Source organism: Actinokineospora cianjurensis (genome assembly GCF_003663795.1).
Taxonomy (GTDB): domain Bacteria; phylum Actinomycetota; class Actinomycetes; order Mycobacteriales; family Pseudonocardiaceae; genus Actinokineospora; species Actinokineospora terrae.
This window is the reverse complement of the sequence record NZ_RCDD01000002.1, coordinates 736,644-754,478: the sequence shown is the minus strand read 5'-3', so window position 1 is coordinate 754,478 and position 17,835 is coordinate 736,644. Positions and strand designations below refer to the sequence as shown.

The window sequence follows — 17,835 nt, the reverse complement described above, 5'->3', positions numbered from 1 at the left end:
TACGGCTAGGGGGTCGGCGGCGGAGATCGTAGGCTGGGAGATCGCGGGCCGGGGATCGTAGGCTGGGGTGGTGCCGCGACGCCGCGGCCGGACCCGGGCCGCCGCCCGGCGCGCCGCGACGTCGCACGAGTGGAGCACGCCAGTGACCGGACCGTCCACAGTGGATGGCCTGCCCGCCGCGGTCCTGTGGGACATGGACGGCACCCTGCTCGACTCGGAGAAGCTGTGGGACATCCCGCTGCGCGAGTACTCGCTGAAGCTGGGCACCCCGCTGGCGGCCGAGACCAGGACCGCGATGGTCGGCAGCAACGTCCCCACCAGCATGGGGCTGCTCTTCGGCGGCATCGGCGTGGTGCCGACCGAGGCCGACATCCGCGAGGCCATGGGCTGGATCAACGCCCGAATGCGGGAGCTGTTCGCGACCAGGCTGGAGTTCCGGCCGGGCGCGCCGGAGGCGCTGCGCGCGGTGCGGGCCACCGGGCTGCCGGTCGCGCTGGTCACCTCCACGGAGCGTGAGCTGACCGAGGTGGCCCTGCACACCCTCGGCCGCGACCACTTCGACGTCACCGTGTGCGGCGACGAGGTCGACGGCCGCAACAAGCCGCTGCCCGACCCGTACCTGCGGGCGGCCGCCCTGCTCGGCGTCGACCCGGCCGCCTGCCTGGCGATCGAGGACTCGCCGACCGGCACCACCTCGGCCGTCGCCGCCGGGTGCGTCGTGCTGGTCGTGCCCTGCGAGGTCCCGGTGCCGGACGGGCCGCGCCGGGTGCCGCGCACGTCCCTGGTCGGCCTGGACGCCGACGTCCTGCGGGCGGTCATGGCCGCCGGGTGAGGTGGTTTCACCCCGGGGGGTGCCTGGTGGCAGGATCGTCCGGCGTGAAGACCTTCGACCAGCTGTTCGCCGAGCTCACCGACCGCGCCACCACCAGGCCGGAGGGCTCCGGCACGGTCCGCGCGCTCGACGACGGCGTGCACGCGCAGGGCAAGAAGGTCCTCGAGGAGGCGGGCGAGGTGTGGATCGCCGCCGAGTACCAGACCGACGCGCAACTGGCCGAGGAGATCTCCCAGCTGCTCTACCGCGTCCAGGTCCTGATGCTCGGCCGCGGCCTCACCCTCGACGACGTCTACAAGTACCTCTAGTCGGCCCGGTCCAGCGCCGACTCCTCGCCGGGGTCGGGCTCGGGCCAGCCCGGGTACCGCGGCGGGGTACCACCGAACTCCGGGCAGTGCGCCTGGTGCGAGCACCACCCGCAGAGCTTGCTCTTGTTCGGCCGGAAGTCCCCGGTCCGGCCCGCGCGCAGGATCGCCGCCCAGATCGCGTCCAGCGTCCGCTCGAACCGCGCCAACTCGGCCTCGTCCGGCGTGTAGGCCAGCGACTGCCGGTCGGCCAGGTACATCAACCGCAACTGCCTGGGCACCTCACCGCGCAACCGCCACACGGCCAACGCGTAGAACTTCATCTGGAACAGCGCCTTGGCCTCCCCGATCTCCCTCGGCGCCGCCCCGGTCTTGTAGTCCACCACCCGGATCTCCCCGGTCGGCGCCACGTCCAACCGGTCGATGTACCCGCGCAGCAGCACCCCCGAGGGCAACTCGGTCTCCACCAGCAGCTCACACGCGTCCGGCTGCAACCGCCGCGGGTCCTCCAACTCGAAGTACCCGTCGATCAACCCCTCCGCCGACGCCAGCCACTCACCGGGGTCCTCACCCTCGGCGAAGATCTCACCGAGCCCGGGCTGCTCCGCCAGCATCTCGTCCCAGGTCGGCGCGAGCAGCCCCCGCGCGGTACCGGGCACCCGCTCGGCAGCGGGCAGGGCGTAGAGCCGCTCCAGGACGGCGTGCACGACCGTGCCGCGCACCTGGGCCTTGGTGGGGGTCTCGGGCAGCCGGTCGACGGCACGGAAGCGGTAGAGCAGGGGACACTGCTTGAAGTCACCCGCGCGGGAGGGGGAGAGTGCGGGCCTGCGCCTGCCAGACCCACGCACGGGCTGTTCCGCTGTGCCCTTTGGCTCCGCTGCGCTCTCTGGCTCCGCAGTGGCCCCTGGCTCCGCAGTGCCTCTTGGCTCCGCTGCGCTCCCTGGCTTCGCTGTGCCCCCTGGCTCCGCAATGACCTCGGCCGCCTGGACCGGAATGGGCTCGGTGTCCGTCGCCATGACCGCCAACCCTAGTGTCGACCACCGACAGTCCTAGACACCGCACTGCGCGCAGGCGCCCAGCAAGGCCGCCAGCCCCACACGAACGCTGTTCTCCACCCGGCCCCCACAGACGTTGGCCCTACGCGCCCCTCACAGGCATTGGCCTCCACCCGGCCTTCACAAGCGTTGGCCCACACGCGCCCCCGAACAACGTTGGCCCCCACGCGCTCCTCGGATCCGCTGGTGCCAACCCTGCTCGATGGGGCGGACTTGTTTTGTGTGGGGGAGCAGTGCCAGTAGCGTCGTCCACGCGGCAGGGCCTGCTTTTCGGCCCCTGCTTTGTGGTTCTGCCACGGGTGCTGTCGGGGCCCCGCGCAAAACAAGTTCGCCGCATCGAGCAAAGCTCGAAACTCGCGCCCCACCGCAATGCCGCAGGCGAGCCGTTGACCGTCGATGGCGCAGCCGAGCACGAGAGCCGGATCCCCCCAGCTCAAGATCAAACCGCCCACGGCAGCCCCCGATATACAGCTTACCGAGCAGCACCGACAGAACCGGCCGCCCGAGCAACCACCCTGTGGACAACCAGGACAACCAGTCACCCGGTGGGGATCACCCCCGTCCCACACCGGGCCGGATAGGCTGGGTGGGGTGACGGGTACCACACATCAACTCCCTGCCGCAGGCGGTGGGTTGTTGCTGTTCCGCTACAGCGGTGTACCAGTCGTGCTGGCCCCGTCCTGGTGGATCGGGGCGTTGGCGGTGGTGGTGTTCTACGCGCCCTTGGTCGGGAACCTGATGCCTGGGGCGTCAATGGTGACCTCGGTCCTGCTGGCGTGTGCGTTCGCCGTTCTCCTTGGTGCGTCGGTGCTGGCACATGAGCTCGGGCACTGCGTGGTGGCGCTCCGACTCGGTTTGCCGGTGCGCAGGTTGCGGTTGTTCCTGCTCGGGGGGCTCTCCGAGATCGCCAAGACCCCGCGCAGGCCGGTGCACGAGGGTGTGGTTGCCGCGGCTGGGCCCGCGGTGTCGATCGTGCTCGCGGGTGGGTGCGGGTTGGCGTTGCTGGCCATCCCGGCCGGTGGGCCGGTGTGGTTGCTGGTGCTCGAGTGCGCTTTCGCCAACACCGCCGTTGCCGTGTTCAACCTGCTGCCCGGGCTCCCGCTCGACGGTGGGCGGATGCTGCGCGCGGGTGTGTGGGCGCTCACCGGTCGCCGGGGCGCTGGGACCAGGGCCGCCGTGGTCGGTGGGTGGGCCGTCGCGGGGTTGTTGGTCGCGTGGGCGCTGTGGGGGGTTCTCGAGCAGAGCCCGGACCGGTGGCTGCGGCTGGGTGTCTGCGTGCTCACCGCCTGGTTCGTGGTCGCGGGCGCGGGTGGGGAACTGGCGGCTGAGCAGCGTCGTGGATGGCCGGAGGGGCTACTGCTGTCCGACGTGGTGCGGCCCGTGCTGCAGTTGCCCGCCGAGAGTCCGGTCGCCGACGCGCTCGCCGCCGCGGCTGGTAGGGGAGTGGTGCTGGTCCGCGCCGACGGTGTCGCGGCCGGGTTGCTCGACGAGATCGCCGCCAGGGAACTCGCCGCGCACTCGCCGTTCGCGCCCGCCGAGCACGCCGCCGAGCCCATCCGGCCCGAGTCGGTGCTGCTGGCCTCCGAACCGGGCGAGGAGATCGCCGAGCGGGTCCTGGAGACCCCGGCCTGGCAGTTCGTGGTCGTCGACGACGAGGGGCGCCCGTCCGGGGTGCTGCGCCGCGAGGACCTGCACGCCGCGCTGCGCGACCACGGGGCCCGCTGACCGGGGTGGGTGCCCGCCCGGGTGACCCGCTCTGCGACCATCTCCTGTCGGTTCAGGCACGGCAGGAGGGCGAGGTCCGGGTGTCGGCACGCAAGGTCAGCGGTCCGTTCGAGGCGGGGGACCGGGTTCAGCTCACCGACCCCAAGGGCAGGCACTACACGCTCGTGCTCGAGGCGGGCGAGAAGTACCACACCCACCGCGGCGCCCTCGCCCACGACGACATCATCGGGCAGCCGGAGGGCTCGGTCGTCAGCTCCGTCGCCGGTACCGCCTACCTGGCGCTGCGCCCGCTGCTGGCCGACTACGTGCTGTCCATGCCGCGCGGGGCCCAGGTCATCTACCCCAAGGACGCCGCGCAGATCGTCATGCACGGCGACATCTTCCCCGGCGCCAGGGTGTTGGAGGCCGGTGCGGGCTCCGGCGCGCTCACCTGCTCGCTGCTGCGCGCGGTCGGCCCCACCGGCACCGTGATCTCGCACGAGATCCGCGCCGACCACGCCGAGCACGCCGAGCGCAACGTCGTGCAGTTCTACGGCGAGCACCCGCCGAACTGGTCGCTGACCGTCGGCGACCTCGCCGACCACACCGGTGAGGTCGACCGGGTCATCCTGGACATGCTCGCCCCGTGGGACGTGCTGCCCACGGTCGCGAAGAACATCATCCCCGGCGGCGTCCTGGTGGTCTACGTGGCCACCACGACCCAGCTGTCGCGGGTCGCGGAGGCGCTGCGCGAGCAGACCTGCTGGACCGAGCCGTACGCCTGGGAGACCCTGGTCCGCCCGTGGCACTCGGTCGGCCTCGCGGTCCGGCCGGAGCACCGGATGATCGGGCACACCGCGTTCCTGATCACCGCCCGCAGGCTGGCCGACGGCGTGGTCACCCCGCGCCCGCAGCGGCGCCCCAGCAAGGGCTGAGCACACGGCGAGGGCCGGTGGGATAACCCACCGGCCCTCTTCGCCTACCTGTCCGGGGACCGTCTTACAGGGACACGCACCAGCCCTTGGACTTCTTCTCGAACACGATCGGGAAGTCGATGGGCGCGCTGCCCATGACCGTCACCTGGGTGTCGACCTTGCCGTTGCTGTCGCCGTAGGTCTCCGGCTCGCCGACCACGGTCACCTTGCCGCCGTTGGGGGCGACGCTGGTGTACATGATCCCCGCGTCGGTGCCGGAGCAGGTCAGCGCCTTCGCGGTCGCCTCGTCCTTGGCGTTCACCGCGTCGGCGTACTTCGCGCCAGCCGCCTTGAGGTCCTCGCCACCGCCGCCGGTCCCGCCGCCGTCCGCGGTCGTGGTGGTCGGCCGCTTGGTGGTGGTCGTCTCGTCGTCGGTGGTGGTCTTGGGCGCCTTCTTCGTCGTGGTGGTGCTGGAGGTCGTCTCACCACCACCGCCCCCCGGCGACGCCGAGTTGCCGCTGTCCTTGTTGAGCAGGAAGTACAGGCCGACGCCACCGCCGCCGAGCACGAGCACGGCGATCACCACGATGGCGATGATCTTGCCGCTGCCCTTCTTCGGCGGGCCGCCCGCGGGCTGGCCGTAGCCGCCGTAGGGCTGCTGCTGGCCGTACGGGTCCTGGCCGAACTGCTGCGGCTGCTGCTGCTGCTGCTGCCCGTAGTACGGCTGCTGCTGCTGGCCGTACGGGTCCTGCTGGGGCTGCTGGCCGTAGGGGTCCTGGCCGAACTGCTGGGGCTGCTGCGGCTGCTGCTGGGCGTACGGGTCGTGCTGGTAGGGCGGTTGCTGGCCGTAGGGGTCGGGCTGCTGCCCGTAGGGTCCCGGCTGCTGCGGTGGGTAGGTCATAAGTGGTCCCCGGCTCGTGCTGGCGAAATGGCGGTCTCAGGCTGTCTGCGGTCGGTCTGCGCGTTCTCGGTCGGTGCCCCGGTCAGGCCGCCTCCTCGCCGCAGAACCGCCACTCGCCGGTCTCCTTGACGATCTTGATCTTGATGCTGGCGTCCTTGCTCGTCCCGTCCTTGCTCAGCACCAGGTCGATGACCGCGGTCGCGGAGTTGCCCGACACCGTCGGCTCGCCCTTCGCGGTCGCGGTGATGTCGAACGGCGCCAGCTCCGACTCCAGCTTGGCCGTGTCGGTGCCGTACTTGTCCTTGTACGCGTCGCAGGCGCTCTCGGTGACCGACGAGAAGCTCTTCGACTCGTACGCCGCGAGGTAGTCGTCCACGACCTCCTGCGGACCGGAGGTGTCCGGCTCCGCCTTGGTCGTGGTGGTCGGCTCGTCGGTCGCCGACTTCTTGGTCGAGGTCTTGGGCGCGCTGGTGGTGGTGCCGCCACCGCCCCCTGCGTCGCTCTTGCCGCCCTTGGTCAGGAAGTACACCCCGACCCCGGCGCCGCCGAGCACCAGCACCGCGATGATGACGATCGCGACGATCTTGCCGGTGTTGTTCGGCTTGGGCGGCTGCCCGCCACCGCCGGGGAACCCGCCGAGCCCCTGGTAGCCGCCCTGCTGCGGGAACTGGCTGGTCTGCGGGTACTGCTGCCCCGGCTGCGGTGGCTGGTTCCCGTAGCCGCCGGGCTGCTGCGGCTGCTGGCCGTAGGGCCCTGGCTGCTGCGGAGGGTAGGTCATCGTCGTCCTGACTTCCGGGTGGACTGCGCTTGTCCGTTGGCTGCCGCGCCTCGCGGCCGACGCGGAGGTAGACGGTCGGGACCGCCGCCGCGTTCCACCGCCGACGGTATCCCGTGACGGCGCCACCATGGTATTGGCCACTCGGCGCCGGACCGGCCCGCCCCACCCCCGGCGCAGGCCACGATCGGGTGACGAACCGGGCACGGCTCAGCCGCGACCGATCCGGTCGACGCACCACGCGTCGGCGCGCTTGCGCAACTGCAACCGGATCTTGGTCTCCCGGCCGCCGATGGACGCGGTGAACTCGCCGACCGCGGTGTCGCCGTTCTCGGTGACGTTGGTGACCGAGGTGTCGGTGATCTGGACGTCGCGGTCCTCGTCGATCTCCTTCTGGGTGGTCTTGTCGTCCTCGTCGCACATGAGCTTGTTGAACGCCTCGGCGTCGCGGTCCTGCACCGCGGCGATGAACGCCTCGGTCGTGCCGCGCGGCGACCCGGTGCCGTCGCCGCTGAGCACCAGGATCAGCGTGACGACGACGCCGATCACCAGCAGGCCGCCACCGGCGAGCAGCAACGGCGTGGTGTTGCGCCGCCGCGGGCCGTAGGTCTGGCCGTACGGGTTCGGGTAGCCGCCCGGCTGCTGCGGGTAGCCACCCGCCGGGGGGACCTGGCCGTACGGCGCCTGCTGGTACTGCTCCTGCTGGAACTGGTGAGCCGGGTACTGCTGCCCGGGGTACGGCTGGCCCGGGTACGCCTGCCCGCCCGGGTACTGGGGGTGCCCCGCGGCGGGGTCCGCGCCGGGCTGACCGGGCGCGAACTGCCCGAATGGTGGGACGTTCGGCTGCTGCCCGGGAGGTTGCGCAGAGTGAGGACCCGGCTGCGGGTACTGGCCTGGCGCGGGCTGCGGCGGGTACGGGTCGTGCGCGGCGTACGGGGTCTCGCCCTGCGGCGGCTGCACCGGGTCGGGTTCCTGGCCGGGGAAGCTGCCCGAGGGCAGGAACTGGGTCTGCCCGGGGAACGCCGGTTGGTATCCGCCCTGGTCAGGCTGCTGGCCGGGCTCCTGCGGCTGTCCTTCGAACGGATCACGCGGCGGTTGGGTCATGGTCCCCGGGCTCTCGTGCGAGTGGAGTGTGCGGTTGGGAGTGATCGCCCCCGGGCGATCGTGCCGGTGATCGTGTCACGGCGCCGCACGCGGCCGGGCCGGACCCGCTGCCGAGGGCCCCGGGCGCCGGTCACCACCCGGGTCTGGTAACACCAGCCGTGCTGACGCGACACTCCGGTTCACACCCGCGCGGTCGGCCTAGCGCGTGGACGCACGGTGACGCCCGTCCGGTTCCCGCGAGTACCGGGATGGCGGACGGGGTGCGGCCAAGCGAGTGTCACGCGGGTGTGACACGCAAGTTCCGACATGTCGATGCTCTGTCCTTGTCGGTGATCGCCGGTACCGTAGGGGTACGAGTTCGGGAGGAGGTGCCGACATGCAGCACGATCGTCCCGGCAGTCGGCCAGAGAACGCCGACGGTGAGCACGGAGGCGTGGTGGACCCTGGGCGCGAGCGCCCCGAGGTGTCCGAAGCCGCGCAGATCCGCTTCCTCGAGGAGGAAGTCGCTCTGCTTCGCCGGAAACTGACGGAATCGCCACGGCATTCGCGGCTGCTCGAGCAGCGGCTCGCGGAGGCGACCGAGCGGGTGAACCAGCTCACCGAGCGGAACACCAAGCTGGTCGACACGTTGCGGGAGGCCAGGAGCCAGCTGCTAGCGCTGCGCGAAGAGGTCGACCGCCTCGCCCAACCGCCCAGCGGCTACGGCGTGTTCCTGGTAGGCCACGACGACGGCACTGTGGACGTGTTCACCGCGGGCCGCAGGATGCGGGTGTCGGTGTCGCCCGCGGTGGACGGTGCCGCTCTGCGGCGCGGGCAGTCGGTTCGGCTCAACGAGGCGCTCACGGTCGTCGAGGGCGGCGGCTTCGAGCGCACCGGTGAGGTGTCCACGTTGCGCGAGCTGCTCGTCGCCGACGGCGAGGAGGTGGCCACCAGGGCGCTGGTCGTCGGGCACGCCGACGAGGAGCGCGTGGTGTGGCTGGCCGACCCGCTGACCGAGGCGCCGCTCAAGCCGGGTGACTCGCTGCTGGTGGACGGCAAGTCCGGCTACGCCTACGAGCGGGTGCCCAAGGCCGAGGTGGAGGACCTGGTCCTGGAGGAGGTGCCCGACGTCGACTACACCGACATCGGTGGCCTGTTCCGGCAGATCGAGCAGATCCGCGACGCGGTGGAGCTGCCGTTCCTGCACAAGGACCTGTTCGCCGAGTACGAGCTGCGCCCGCCCAAGGGCGTGCTGCTCTACGGCCCGCCCGGCTGCGGCAAGACGCTGATCGCCAAGGCGGTGGCCAACTCCCTGGCCAAGAAGGTGGCCGCGGCGCGCGGGGACCACGCGCCCAAGGACGCCAAGTCGTACTTCCTCAACATCAAGGGTCCCGAGCTGCTCAACAAGTTCGTCGGCGAGACCGAGCGGCACATCCGGCTGATCTTCCAGCGGGCGCGCGAGAAGGCGTCCGAGGGCACCCCGGTGATCGTGTTCTTCGACGAGATGGACTCGATCTTCCGCACCCGCGGCAGCGGTGTCTCCTCCGATGTGGAGACCACCATCGTCCCGCAGTTGCTCAGCGAGATCGACGGTGTGGAGGGCCTGGAGAACGTCATCGTCATCGGGGCGTCCAACCGGGAGGACATGATCGACCCGGCCATCCTGCGACCGGGCAGGCTGGACGTGAAGATCAAGATCGAGCGGCCGGACGCGGAGGCGGCGCGCGACATCTTCTCCAAGTACCTCACCACCAACCTGCCCATCCACGCCGACGACCTCGCCGAGTTCGGCGGCGACAAGCGGGTGTGCATCGACGCGATGATCCAGCACACCGTGGAGCGGATGTACGAGGAGACCGAGGACAACCGCTTCCTGGAGGTCACCTACGCCAACGGGGACAAGGAAGTCCTGTACTTCCGCGACTTCAACTCCGGCGCGATGATCCAGAACATCGTGGACCGGGCGAAGAAGGCCGCCATCAAGTCCGTGTTGGAGACCCGCCAGGCCGGACTGCGGGTGCAGCACCTGCTCGACGCCATTGTGGACGAGTTCGCCGAGAACGAGGACCTGCCCAACACGACCAACCCCGACGACTGGGCGCGGATCTCGGGCAAGAAGGGCGAGCGCATCGTCTACATAAGGACACTGGTCACCGGCAAGAACCAGGAGTCCGGGCGGGCGATAGACACCGCGACGAACACGGGCCAGTACCTCTAGGCACTGGCGGTAGTCAGATCGGTCCCCGGTGGGCCCCGACCACGCGGTCGGGGCCCACCGCCGTGTACGGACCACCCCAGCCAAGACCATCGCACCCAGCGGTGACCGCGGCCCGACCACGGGGTGAACCGACGGCCACGGAGCCTCGACGAAGTCGGGGGCGGGGACCGGGGGAGGATCGGCACCGCGGCGGGGGAAGGGGCCCGACCACCCGATACGGTCGTGGTGATCACTCCCGTATCCCCCGGAAGGACGACCGTTGCCCCGGGTCCGCGCCCTGGCGCTCGTCGCCGCGCTCCCCATCGCCGCGCTCGCGGCCTGTTCGGACCGCCCGAACGACCTGTACACCTACTACGACGACCCCACCTCGGCCTCGGCGGTGACCGGCGAGGTCGCCGCGCCGCCACCGGTGTCCACCTCGGCCGCGCTCACCGAGACCAGCCGCGTGCGGGCGCCCGCCGAACTCGCCACCGGGGCGTTGATGCGCCAGTCCGACCTGGTCGCCGAGGAGGTCGTGGCCGATCAGGCGGGGGCGGCGCCGGTGACGACGCTCCCGGATTGCGGCATCGACCTGGGCGCGGGTACCGCCAAGCAGGCGACGTGGGCCTACCCGAGCGGCGCGAGGTTGCGCCAGGTCGTGGTGTTCAGCACCGGCACCGCTGACGCCGCCGACGTCGTCGCGGCCGCCCGCTCGGAGCTGACCTGCAAGACGTTCAAGGTCGCCGGGACCACCTTCCAGCTCGACAAGACCCTCACCCTCCCCGAGTTACCCGACACCGACGACCAGGTCGCCTGGTGCGCCACCACCCAGACCAAGTCGTCCTGCACCGTCGTGGTGGCCGCCGACCGCCTCCTCACCGCCATCACCGTCGAGGCGGGCACCCCCGCCCGCGCGAAAACCGCCATCGCCCGAGTAGCCCCCACCGCCGCCAAAGCCCTCACCCGCGGCGCCTGAACCACTCCTCGACCGCCAGTCGACCGTCGGGGATGAACGGCCACGACGGGTCCGCCAGCCGGGCGCGCAGGTCGTCGAGCGGCAGCCACCAGCCCTCGGCGACCTCCGACTCCTGCGGCACCACCTGGCCGTCCCAGCGGGCCTCGTAGGCCCACAGGTGTTCTCGCACCGGCGCCCGGCCAGGCAGGTCGAACTCGGCGGTCAGGCGGAAGAGCGGTGTCAGCGGCACCCCGGCGACGCCGAGTTCCTCGGCCAGTTCCCGCTCCGCGCACTCGTCCGGTGACTCCCCGGCGGCCACCACGCCGCCTGCCCAGCAGTCGTGCGTGCCGGGGAAGACGTCCTTGGTGTCGGTGCGGCGGTGCACGTACACGCGCTCACCGTCCCCGGAGCGCACCAGCACCGACGAACACGCGTGCCACAGCCCCTCGGCCCGCACCGCGGCCCTGGAGACCTCGCTGATGACCGACCCCGCCGCGTCGTAGTGCGCCACCATCTCCACGGGATTCACCGTAGCGGCGGTGTGGGGGCGGGCGGCGGGAGAAAGTGCTACCGCCCCCGTAGGCTGGACTCATGCGGCGGATCATGGGAACCGAGGTCGAGTACGGCATCGCGGTGCCGGGCGACGCGACGGCGAACCCGGTGTTGACATCGACCCAGGTCGTGCTGGCCTACGCCGCGGCGGCGGACATCCCGCGCGCGCGGCGGGCCAGGTGGGACTACGAGGTGGAGTCGCCGCTGCGCGATGCGCGGGGGTTCGACCTGGGGGTGCCCGGGATGGGGCCCGCCGATCCCGACGTGGAGGACCTGGGCGCGGCGAACGTCATCCTCACCAACGGGGCCCGCCTCTACGTCGACCACGCGCACCCGGAGTACTCCGCGCCCGAGGTCACCAACGCCAGGGACGCGGTCATCTGGGACAAGGCGGGGGAGCGGGTGATGGAGGAGGCCGCGCTGCGCGCCGCCACCGTGCCCGGCCAGCCCCGGTTGCAGCTCTACAAGAACAACATCGACAACAAGGGCGCCAGCTACGGCACCCACGAGAACTACCTGATGGCCCGCGGCACCCCGTTCGTGTCGGTCATCGGCGGTCTCACCCCGTTCTTCGCCTCCCGGCAGGTCGTCTGCGGGTCCGGTCGGGTCGGTGTCGGTGCCTCCGGCGACGGCGCGGGCTTCCAGCTCTCGCAGCGCGCCGACTACATCGAGGTCGAGGTCGGCCTGGAGACCACCCTCAAGCGCGGCATCATCAACACCCGCGACGAGCCGCACGCCGACGCCGACAAGTACCGGCGGCTGCACGTGATCATCGGCGACGCGAACCTGGCCGAGACGTCGACCTACCTCAAGGTCGGCACCACCGCGCTGGTGCTCGACCTGATCGAGGCGGGCATCCGGTTCGACCACCTCAAGCTCGCCGACCCGGTCCGCGCGGTGCACGTGCTCAGCCACGACCCGACGCTGAAGGCGACCGTCGAGCTGGCCAACGGCCGCAAGTTCACCGGCATCGACATCCAGCAGGCGTACCACGAGCTGGTCTCCGAGCACCTGGACCGGGTCGACCCGGACCGGGTCGGGCTCGACGTGCTGCGCACCTGGGGCGACATCCTCGACGCGCTGCGCCGCGACCCGATGGAGACCGCGGACCGGCTCGACTGGACCGCGAAGCTGCGGCTGCTGGAGGGCTTCCGGGCCCGCGACGGCCTGGCCTGGTCCTCGCCCCGGCTGCAACTGGTCGACCTGCAGTACTCCGACGTGCGGCTGGACAAGGGCCTCTACAACCGGCTGGTCGCCCGCGGCTCGATGAAGCGGCTGGTCACCGAGGAGGAGGTCCGCTCGGCCATCACCAGCCCGCCGCAGGACACCCGCGCCTACTTCCGCGGCCGCTGCCTGGAGCGCTACCCCAGCGCCATCGCGGCCGCCTCGTGGGATTCGGTGATCTTCGACCTCGGCCGCGAGTCGCTGGTGCGCATCCCCACCCTCGAACCGCTGCGCGGGACGAAAGCCCACGTGGGAGCGCTCCTGGACGCCGCGAACACCGCCGAGGAGCTGGTCGACGCGCTGACCGGGGCGGCCAAGCGCTGAGCCGGTCGATCATGCCTGCGGCGCGGCCCGCGACGAAAGCCGCTCCGGATCGGTAGTGTTCTCAGGTAGGGCCCCAGTTCCACACCGGGAGGCGACATGTCCCAGGAGCAGACGCAGCGCCAGGGCGGCGGAGACGGCGACGACGGCGTCGACGACACCACCGCGGCCGGGCAGGAGCGCCGGGAGAAGCTCGGCGACGACACCGACGCCATCCTCGACGAGATCGACGACGTCCTCGAGGAGAACGCCGAGGACTTCGTTCGCGCGTACGTGCAGAAGGGCGGCGAGTAGGGGCCCGGCAGGCCCCCGCCCGCTTCGAGTCCCGACCCGCGACAGGATTGAAAGAAGGCATGGAACACACCTCGTCCCGAGGGCAGCTGGGTGCCTCGCTCCCGGCCGCCTACCTGTCGGCAGGAACCTCGTCGTTCACCGATTTCCTGCGCTCGCAGGCCCCCGACCTGCTGCCGGGTGGCCGCGGCGGGCGCGACCAGCGGGGTGCCCCTGCCGCGGTGCCGGTGGACGCCGCCCCGCACGGCACCACGATCGTGGCGCTCACCTTCGCCGGTGGCGTGCTCATCGCGGGTGACCGGCGGGCGACGGCGGGCAACCTGATCGCGCAGCGGGACATCGAGAAGGTGTTCATCACCGACGACTACTCCTCGGTGGGCATCGCGGGCACCGCGGGCCTGGCCGTGGAGATGGTCCGGCTCTACACGGTGGAGCTGCGCCACTACGAGAAGATCGAGGGCGTCCAGCTCTCCCTCGACGGCAAGACCAACAAGCTGGCCAGCATGGTGCGCGGCAACCTCGACGTCGCGCTGGCGGGCCTGGCGGTGCTGCCGCTGTTCGTCGGCTACGACATCGACGCCGCCGACCCCGCGCGGGCAGGCCGGATCGTGTCCTACGACATCACCGGCGGCCGCTACGAGGAGCGCGCGGGCTTCCACGCCATCGGCTCCGGGTCGATGTTCGCCCGTTCCGCGCTCAAGAAGCTCTACCAGCCCGACGGCGACCGCGACGCGGCGCTGCGCGCGGCCGTGGAGGCGCTCTACGACGCCGCGGACGACGACTCGGCGACCGGTGGGCCCGACATGGCCCGCGGCATCTACCCGAGCATCGCCACCATCACCGCCGACGAGGGCGCGGTGCGGGTGACCGAGCAGGAGGCGGCGTCCGTCGCCGCCGCCGTGGTCGCCGAGCGCGCCGACCGGCCGCGCGGCTAGTCCCGTTGTCCCCTCGCCGACCAGCACCGAAGGAGCCCGCCCCGTGACGATGCCGTTGTACGCCTCGCCCGAGCAGCTGATGCGCGATCGCTCGGAGTACGCCCGCAAGGGCATCGCCCGGGGTCGCAGCGTCGTCGCGCTCAAGTACGCCGACGGGGTGCTGTTCGTCGCCGAGAACCCGTCGGCGACGCTGCACAAGGTCTCCGAGATCCACGACCGGATCGGCTTCGCCGCCGCCGGTCGCTACAGCGAGTACGAGAGCCTGCGCCGCGGCGGGATCCGGCACGTCGACCTGTGGGGCTACTCCTACGACCGCAGGGACGTCTCGGCCAGGCAGTTGGCCAACGTCTACGCGCAGACCCTCGGCACGATCTTCACCGAGCAGGTCAAGCCGATGGAGGTCGAGGTCTGCGTCGCCGAGGTCGGCGCGACCGCCGCGCAGGACCAGCTCTACCGGCTCACCTACGACGGCTCGATCGTCGACGAGCCGCAGTTCCTGGTCATGGGTGGGCAGACCGAGCCGATCGTGGCGTCGCTGAAGGAGAACTACACCGACGCGCTGCCGATCGCCGACGCGGTCAAGCTGGCGCTGCGGGCCTTCGGCGCCGGGTCGACCGCGGCCCCCAACGGCGCGGGTACCGAGGCAGGCCCCGGCATCGAGAAGCTGGAGGTCGCGGTGCTGGAGCGGCACCGCCCGCTGCGCGCGTTCCGCCGCGTCCAGGGCGCCGCGCTGACCGCGCTGCTGCCCGTGCCCGCCGCCCAGGCCGAGACCGAGTCCCCGGCCCAGCCCGTCGAGGACGTCGAGCTGCCGCCGGACGAGGGCACCGACGCCCAGTAGTCACCCCCGAGGTCCCCGTTCGGCCACCGGCCGGGCGGGGATCACCGGTGTGGCCGCTGGGAGCGCTCACCACCGGTGACCGGTGCCGCGCCCGCCGTCACCACCGGCGTCCGATATGCGCACGGATGCAGTACCGGGTGGTTCCACACGCCGCGTGATGAAAATGTGCCGTTATTCCCAGATGGCCGCAGGAAGTTTGCATAACGTCGGCGCAGCGGGCATAACTTTCGTGTGAGCGAGTTGGAACTCCGTCATCTGCGCGTCATCCGCGCGGTCGCCGACGCGGGCAGCCTGTCCAAGGCGGCGGTCCAGCTCGGGGTGTCCCAGCCCGCCCTCACCGCCCAGCTGCAACGGCTGGAGCGCCGGGTCGGCGGCCTGCTGTTCGCCCGCACCGGCACCGGCGTCGTCCCCACCGACCTGGGCAGCTACGTGCTGTCCTCGGCGCGGGCGCTGCTCAACGACGTCGACGAGCTGATGACCGGCATCCGGCAGCGCACCCAGGCCGCCACCCACACCGGCCAGGTCCGCGTCGGCGGCCCGCCCGGGCTGATCGTGCCGCTGTTCGCCACCGCCATCGCCAAGCGGCTCGGTGGCGCCGAGGCCACCATCGACATCGACATGCACCCGGCCGAGCTGGTCCGCAAGGTGCTCGACCACAAGGTCGACTTCGCCGTGCTGGAGGAGAACCCCGGGTTCCGCACCAGCCTGCCGCCCCGGCTGCTGAGCCGGATCATGTTCCGCGCCCCGCTGTTCCTGGCCATCGCCGCCGACCACCCGCTCGCCGACCACGACGAGATCCACCTGGCCGAGCTGGCCGGGGAGAGCTGGGTGATGCCGCCGGTCGCCGAGGGCACCGAGCAGCTCGCCTTCGCCAGGGTCTGCGCGCAGAGCGGCTTCACGCCCAACATCAAGCACCAGATGTCGGACTCGACCACCACCAGGGCACTGGTCCAGGCGGGCGCGGTCACCCTGGCCAAGCCGGTGGCCAGGGAGGGCAGCGGCATCGTCATCCGCCCCATCGTCGGCACCCCCATGCGCCAGGAGATCGTCCTGGTGTGGCACGAGGAGAGCGCCCTGGCCGGGGCCGCCGAGCAGGCCCCCAAGGCGCTGCTGGAGGCGTACTCGCGGCTCACCGACACCAACCCGCTGTTCGCGGCGTGGTGGGCCAGGTTCCGACCGGAGGACTGAGTCACTCCTTCCCGCGACCCACCCCCTCGTCCCCGCCCGGCATCGTTGCCGACATGGCGCGATCGCTCCCGCCGGGCACCGTGTCCGACCTGGTGAGCCGACTGCCGCCGAGACGCGGTCTACCGGTCAGGTGTCGTGGTGGGCGCGGTAGATGGCGAGGGCGTCGGGCTTGGCGCTGAACGCGAAGTCCTGGCCGAGCGGCCCCACCTCGCCGTCGGTGGCGATCCGCCGGTAGCCGTCGAGCAGCCGCACCCGCAGCGCGCGCAGGTCGTGCTGCCGGTAGACGTGGCTGGTGCCCAGCGTCCTGGTCAGCGTGCCGATCACGAACCTGGCCCGCGAGTACGGCAGGTCGGCCCGCAGGTAGCGCATGTCGAGCAGCCCGGTGTCCAGCTCGGGCCTGCTGGTCGGCGCGAACCCCTTCGGCGCGTAGCTGCCGTTGCCGACGAACAGCATCCACACCAGGTGCGGCTTGCCGTTGAGCTCCAACCGGATCGGCTGGGCCCGGCGCAGCGTCCTGATCAGCGCGATCGCCCCGGCGGGCCACTTGGGCCACTTGCGGGCCTCCAGCCGCTCCCGCAGCCGCACCATCTCCGGGTAGCCGCCCAGGCTGGCGGTGTTGACGAACCAGCGGTGCGCCTCGCCCTCGGTGCCGGAGATCTCCACGTAGCCCAGGTCGATCTCCACGCCGGTGCCGGTCGCCACCGACTCGACCGACTCCGCCGTCGACTCGACGCCCACGTCCCTGGCGAAGTGGTTGAGCGTCCCGGCCGGGATCAGCACCAGCGGCAGTTGGTACTCGGCGGCCACGGTCGCCACCGCCGCCACCGTGCCGTCACCGCCCGCCACGCCGACCGCCTTGATGTCGCCCGGTGAGCTGGTGAGCTCCTCGGAGAGCTGTTCGACCAGGTCGCGGCCCGGCTCCGGGTAGACGATCGTCGCCCGCGGCCAGGACACCTTGATCTCGTCGGTGGGGTCGGCCCCCGACACGCCCGAGTGCGGGTTGACCAACACCAACAACCCGTCGCCGTCCTCCAGCGCGGCCAGCCGGACGGACTCCGTCACGTGCGCGGGGCCCTCGTGCGTCTTGGGCCACCAGTGCCGGGTCGCGTACGCCGCGCCCACCCCGATGGCCGCCCCCGCGGCGATGTCGGTCGGCCAGTGCACGCCGGTGTGCATCCGCGAGTACGCGACCGCGGCGGCGACCGGCGCCAGAGCGATGGCCGCACCCGGGTGCTCCATGGCGACCGCGGCGGTGAACGCGACCGCCGACGCCGAGTGCCCCGACGGGAACGACGAACTGGTCGGGCGCTTGGTCAGCCGCCGGTGCTCCGGCAGCAACTCGGCCGCGGGCCGCCTGCGGGGGAACAGGTTCTTGCCGACCAGGTTCGCCGTCGCGCTGGCGATCCCGATCGCGGCGACCCCGCGCATCGCGCCGCGCCTGGTCGCCCCCTTGCGGGCGGCGAGCAGGGCGGCGACGGCGAACCACAGCCTGCCCTTGTTCGCCGACCGCGACAGCGCCTTGAGCGCGTCGTCGGCGCGGGTACGGGGCAGGTCACCGCTGCGCGTCATCAGCCGCAGGTCGACCCGGCCCACCTGTCGTCCGGTCCGCCGGACATGTCCGAACATGATCGTAGATTCAACCCGACCCCGGGGTCGGGCGCCGACTGGGACCACCGTCGTGGGCCCCCTGTGCACAACCGGTCACCGTGCGCTCGATAACAGAATGTGGACCACCCCGAACGGCGCACGGTCCGCGGCCGCGCGA

At 71.7% G+C, this 17,835-nt stretch carries 17 protein-coding genes; 11 read left to right on the top strand and 6 right to left on the bottom strand.

The genetic code is table 11. The annotated features are described in order from the left end of the window. Positions 1-193 precede the first annotated feature (193 nt). Positions 194-832, top strand: a complete 639-nt coding sequence (locus tag CLV68_RS17930) for an HAD family hydrolase (protein WP_121392368.1) — start codon at positions 194-196, stop codon at positions 830-832. A gap of 44 nt (positions 833-876) precedes the next feature. Then, positions 877-1,140, top strand: a complete 264-nt coding sequence (locus tag CLV68_RS17925) for a phosphoribosyl-ATP diphosphatase (protein ID WP_121391990.1) — start codon at positions 877-879, stop codon at positions 1,138-1,140. Here CLV68_RS17925 and CLV68_RS17920 read toward each other — a convergent pair. After that, positions 1,137-1,985, bottom strand: a complete 849-nt coding sequence (locus CLV68_RS17920; RefSeq protein ID WP_121391989.1) for a RecB family exonuclease — start codon at positions 1,983-1,985, stop codon at positions 1,137-1,139. The two genes, CLV68_RS17925 and CLV68_RS17920, sit on opposite strands and share 4 nt — an antisense overlap. 798 nt (positions 1,986-2,783) lie before the next feature. On the opposite strand from CLV68_RS17920, the gene CLV68_RS17915 reads away from it, so the two are divergent. After that, positions 2,784-3,917 (top strand): site-2 protease family protein, encoded by a 1,134-nt coding sequence (locus CLV68_RS17915; protein WP_170224426.1) that lies wholly within the window; start codon positions 2,784-2,786, stop codon positions 3,915-3,917. A gap of 80 nt (positions 3,918-3,997) precedes the next feature. After that, positions 3,998-4,831 (top strand): tRNA (adenine-N1)-methyltransferase, encoded by an 834-nt coding sequence (locus CLV68_RS17910; RefSeq protein ID WP_092775408.1) that lies wholly within the window; start codon positions 3,998-4,000, stop codon positions 4,829-4,831. A 64-nt stretch (positions 4,832-4,895) separates the two neighbouring features. On the opposite strand, the gene CLV68_RS34775 is transcribed toward CLV68_RS17910, so the two are convergent. The 3 genes from CLV68_RS34775 to CLV68_RS17895 all read right to left on the bottom strand — a co-directional run bounded on the left by CLV68_RS34775 (position 4,896) and on the right by CLV68_RS17895 (position 7,590). Continuing rightward, positions 4,896-5,711, bottom strand: coding sequence for a hypothetical protein (locus CLV68_RS34775; protein WP_211346610.1), 816 nt, complete (start codon positions 5,709-5,711; stop codon positions 4,896-4,898). Between the two features lie 82 nt (positions 5,712-5,793). Further along, complete coding sequence (locus CLV68_RS17900) at positions 5,794-6,489, bottom strand: hypothetical protein (RefSeq protein WP_121391988.1); 696 nt, start codon at positions 6,487-6,489, stop codon at positions 5,794-5,796. A 207-nt stretch (positions 6,490-6,696) separates the two neighbouring features. Further along, the gene (locus CLV68_RS17895) at positions 6,697-7,590 is read right to left on the bottom strand and encodes an Rv0361 family membrane protein (RefSeq protein ID WP_121391987.1); all 894 of its coding nucleotides are present in this window, start codon (positions 7,588-7,590) and stop codon (positions 6,697-6,699) included. A 376-nt stretch (positions 7,591-7,966) separates the two neighbouring features. Between CLV68_RS17895 and arc the strand changes: the two genes are divergently transcribed. Next, positions 7,967-9,787: a proteasome ATPase gene (arc, locus tag CLV68_RS17890; protein WP_121391986.1), complete on the top strand. Its 1,821-nt coding sequence runs from the start codon at positions 7,967-7,969 to the stop codon at positions 9,785-9,787. A gap of 259 nt (positions 9,788-10,046) precedes the next feature. Continuing rightward, positions 10,047-10,742, top strand: a complete 696-nt coding sequence (locus tag CLV68_RS17885; RefSeq protein ID WP_121391985.1) for a hypothetical protein — start codon at positions 10,047-10,049, stop codon at positions 10,740-10,742. Here the strand turns inward: CLV68_RS17885 and CLV68_RS17880 are convergent. Next, the gene (locus CLV68_RS17880) at positions 10,726-11,235 is read right to left on the bottom strand and encodes an NUDIX hydrolase (RefSeq protein WP_121392366.1); all 510 of its coding nucleotides are present in this window, start codon (positions 11,233-11,235) and stop codon (positions 10,726-10,728) included. The two genes, CLV68_RS17885 and CLV68_RS17880, sit on opposite strands and share 17 nt — an antisense overlap. 77 nt (positions 11,236-11,312) lie before the next feature. Here CLV68_RS17880 and dop point away from each other — a divergent pair, with 77 nt between their 5' ends. The 5 genes from dop (at position 11,313) to CLV68_RS17855 (ending at position 16,070) form a co-directional block, all read left to right on the top strand. Next, positions 11,313-12,821, top strand: a complete 1,509-nt coding sequence (gene dop, locus CLV68_RS17875) for a depupylase/deamidase Dop (protein ID WP_121391984.1) — start codon at positions 11,313-11,315, stop codon at positions 12,819-12,821. A gap of 96 nt (positions 12,822-12,917) precedes the next feature. Continuing rightward, positions 12,918-13,112 (top strand): ubiquitin-like protein Pup, encoded by a 195-nt coding sequence (locus CLV68_RS17870; protein ID WP_092775401.1) that lies wholly within the window; start codon positions 12,918-12,920, stop codon positions 13,110-13,112. Between the two features lie 59 nt (positions 13,113-13,171). Then, on the top strand, positions 13,172-14,044 hold the full coding sequence (gene prcB, locus CLV68_RS17865) for a proteasome subunit beta (RefSeq protein ID WP_121391983.1): 873 nt from the start codon (positions 13,172-13,174) through the stop codon (positions 14,042-14,044). A 43-nt stretch (positions 14,045-14,087) separates the two neighbouring features. Then, complete coding sequence (prcA, locus tag CLV68_RS17860) at positions 14,088-14,882, top strand: proteasome subunit alpha (protein ID WP_121391982.1); 795 nt, start codon at positions 14,088-14,090, stop codon at positions 14,880-14,882. Positions 14,883-15,113: 231 nt separating this feature from the next. Beyond that, a complete protein-coding gene (locus CLV68_RS17855) occupies positions 15,114-16,070 on the top strand; it encodes a LysR family transcriptional regulator (RefSeq protein WP_121391981.1) in 957 nt (318 codons plus the stop codon). A gap of 126 nt (positions 16,071-16,196) precedes the next feature. On the opposite strand, the gene CLV68_RS17850 is transcribed toward CLV68_RS17855, so the two are convergent. Further along, positions 16,197-17,696 (bottom strand): bifunctional phosphatase PAP2/diacylglycerol kinase family protein, encoded by a 1,500-nt coding sequence (locus CLV68_RS17850; RefSeq protein WP_121391980.1) that lies wholly within the window; start codon positions 17,694-17,696, stop codon positions 16,197-16,199. Positions 17,697-17,835: the final 139 nt, after the last annotated feature.

Coding starts and splice junctions, on each gene's coding strand:
- CLV68_RS17880 (WP_121392366.1), bottom strand. CDS start 11,235: ATGGTGGCGCACTACGACGCGGCGGGGTCGGTCATCAGCGAGGTCTCC.
- CLV68_RS17850 (WP_121391980.1), bottom strand. CDS start 17,696: ATGTTCGGACATGTCCGGCGGACCGGACGACAGGTGGGCCGGGTCGAC.
- CLV68_RS17930 (WP_121392368.1), top strand. CDS start 194: ATGGACGGCACCCTGCTCGACTCGGAGAAGCTGTGGGACATCCCGCTG.
- arc (WP_121391986.1), top strand. CDS start 7,967: ATGCAGCACGATCGTCCCGGCAGTCGGCCAGAGAACGCCGACGGTGAG.
- CLV68_RS17900 (WP_121391988.1), bottom strand. CDS start 6,489: ATGACCTACCCTCCGCAGCAGCCAGGGCCCTACGGCCAGCAGCCGCAG.
- CLV68_RS34775 (WP_211346610.1), bottom strand. CDS start 5,711: ATGACCTACCCACCGCAGCAGCCGGGACCCTACGGGCAGCAGCCCGAC.
- CLV68_RS17895 (WP_121391987.1), bottom strand. CDS start 7,590: ATGACCCAACCGCCGCGTGATCCGTTCGAAGGACAGCCGCAGGAGCCC.
- CLV68_RS17870 (WP_092775401.1), top strand. CDS start 12,918: ATGTCCCAGGAGCAGACGCAGCGCCAGGGCGGCGGAGACGGCGACGAC.
- dop (WP_121391984.1), top strand. CDS start 11,313: ATGCGGCGGATCATGGGAACCGAGGTCGAGTACGGCATCGCGGTGCCG.
- prcB (WP_121391983.1), top strand. CDS start 13,172: ATGGAACACACCTCGTCCCGAGGGCAGCTGGGTGCCTCGCTCCCGGCC.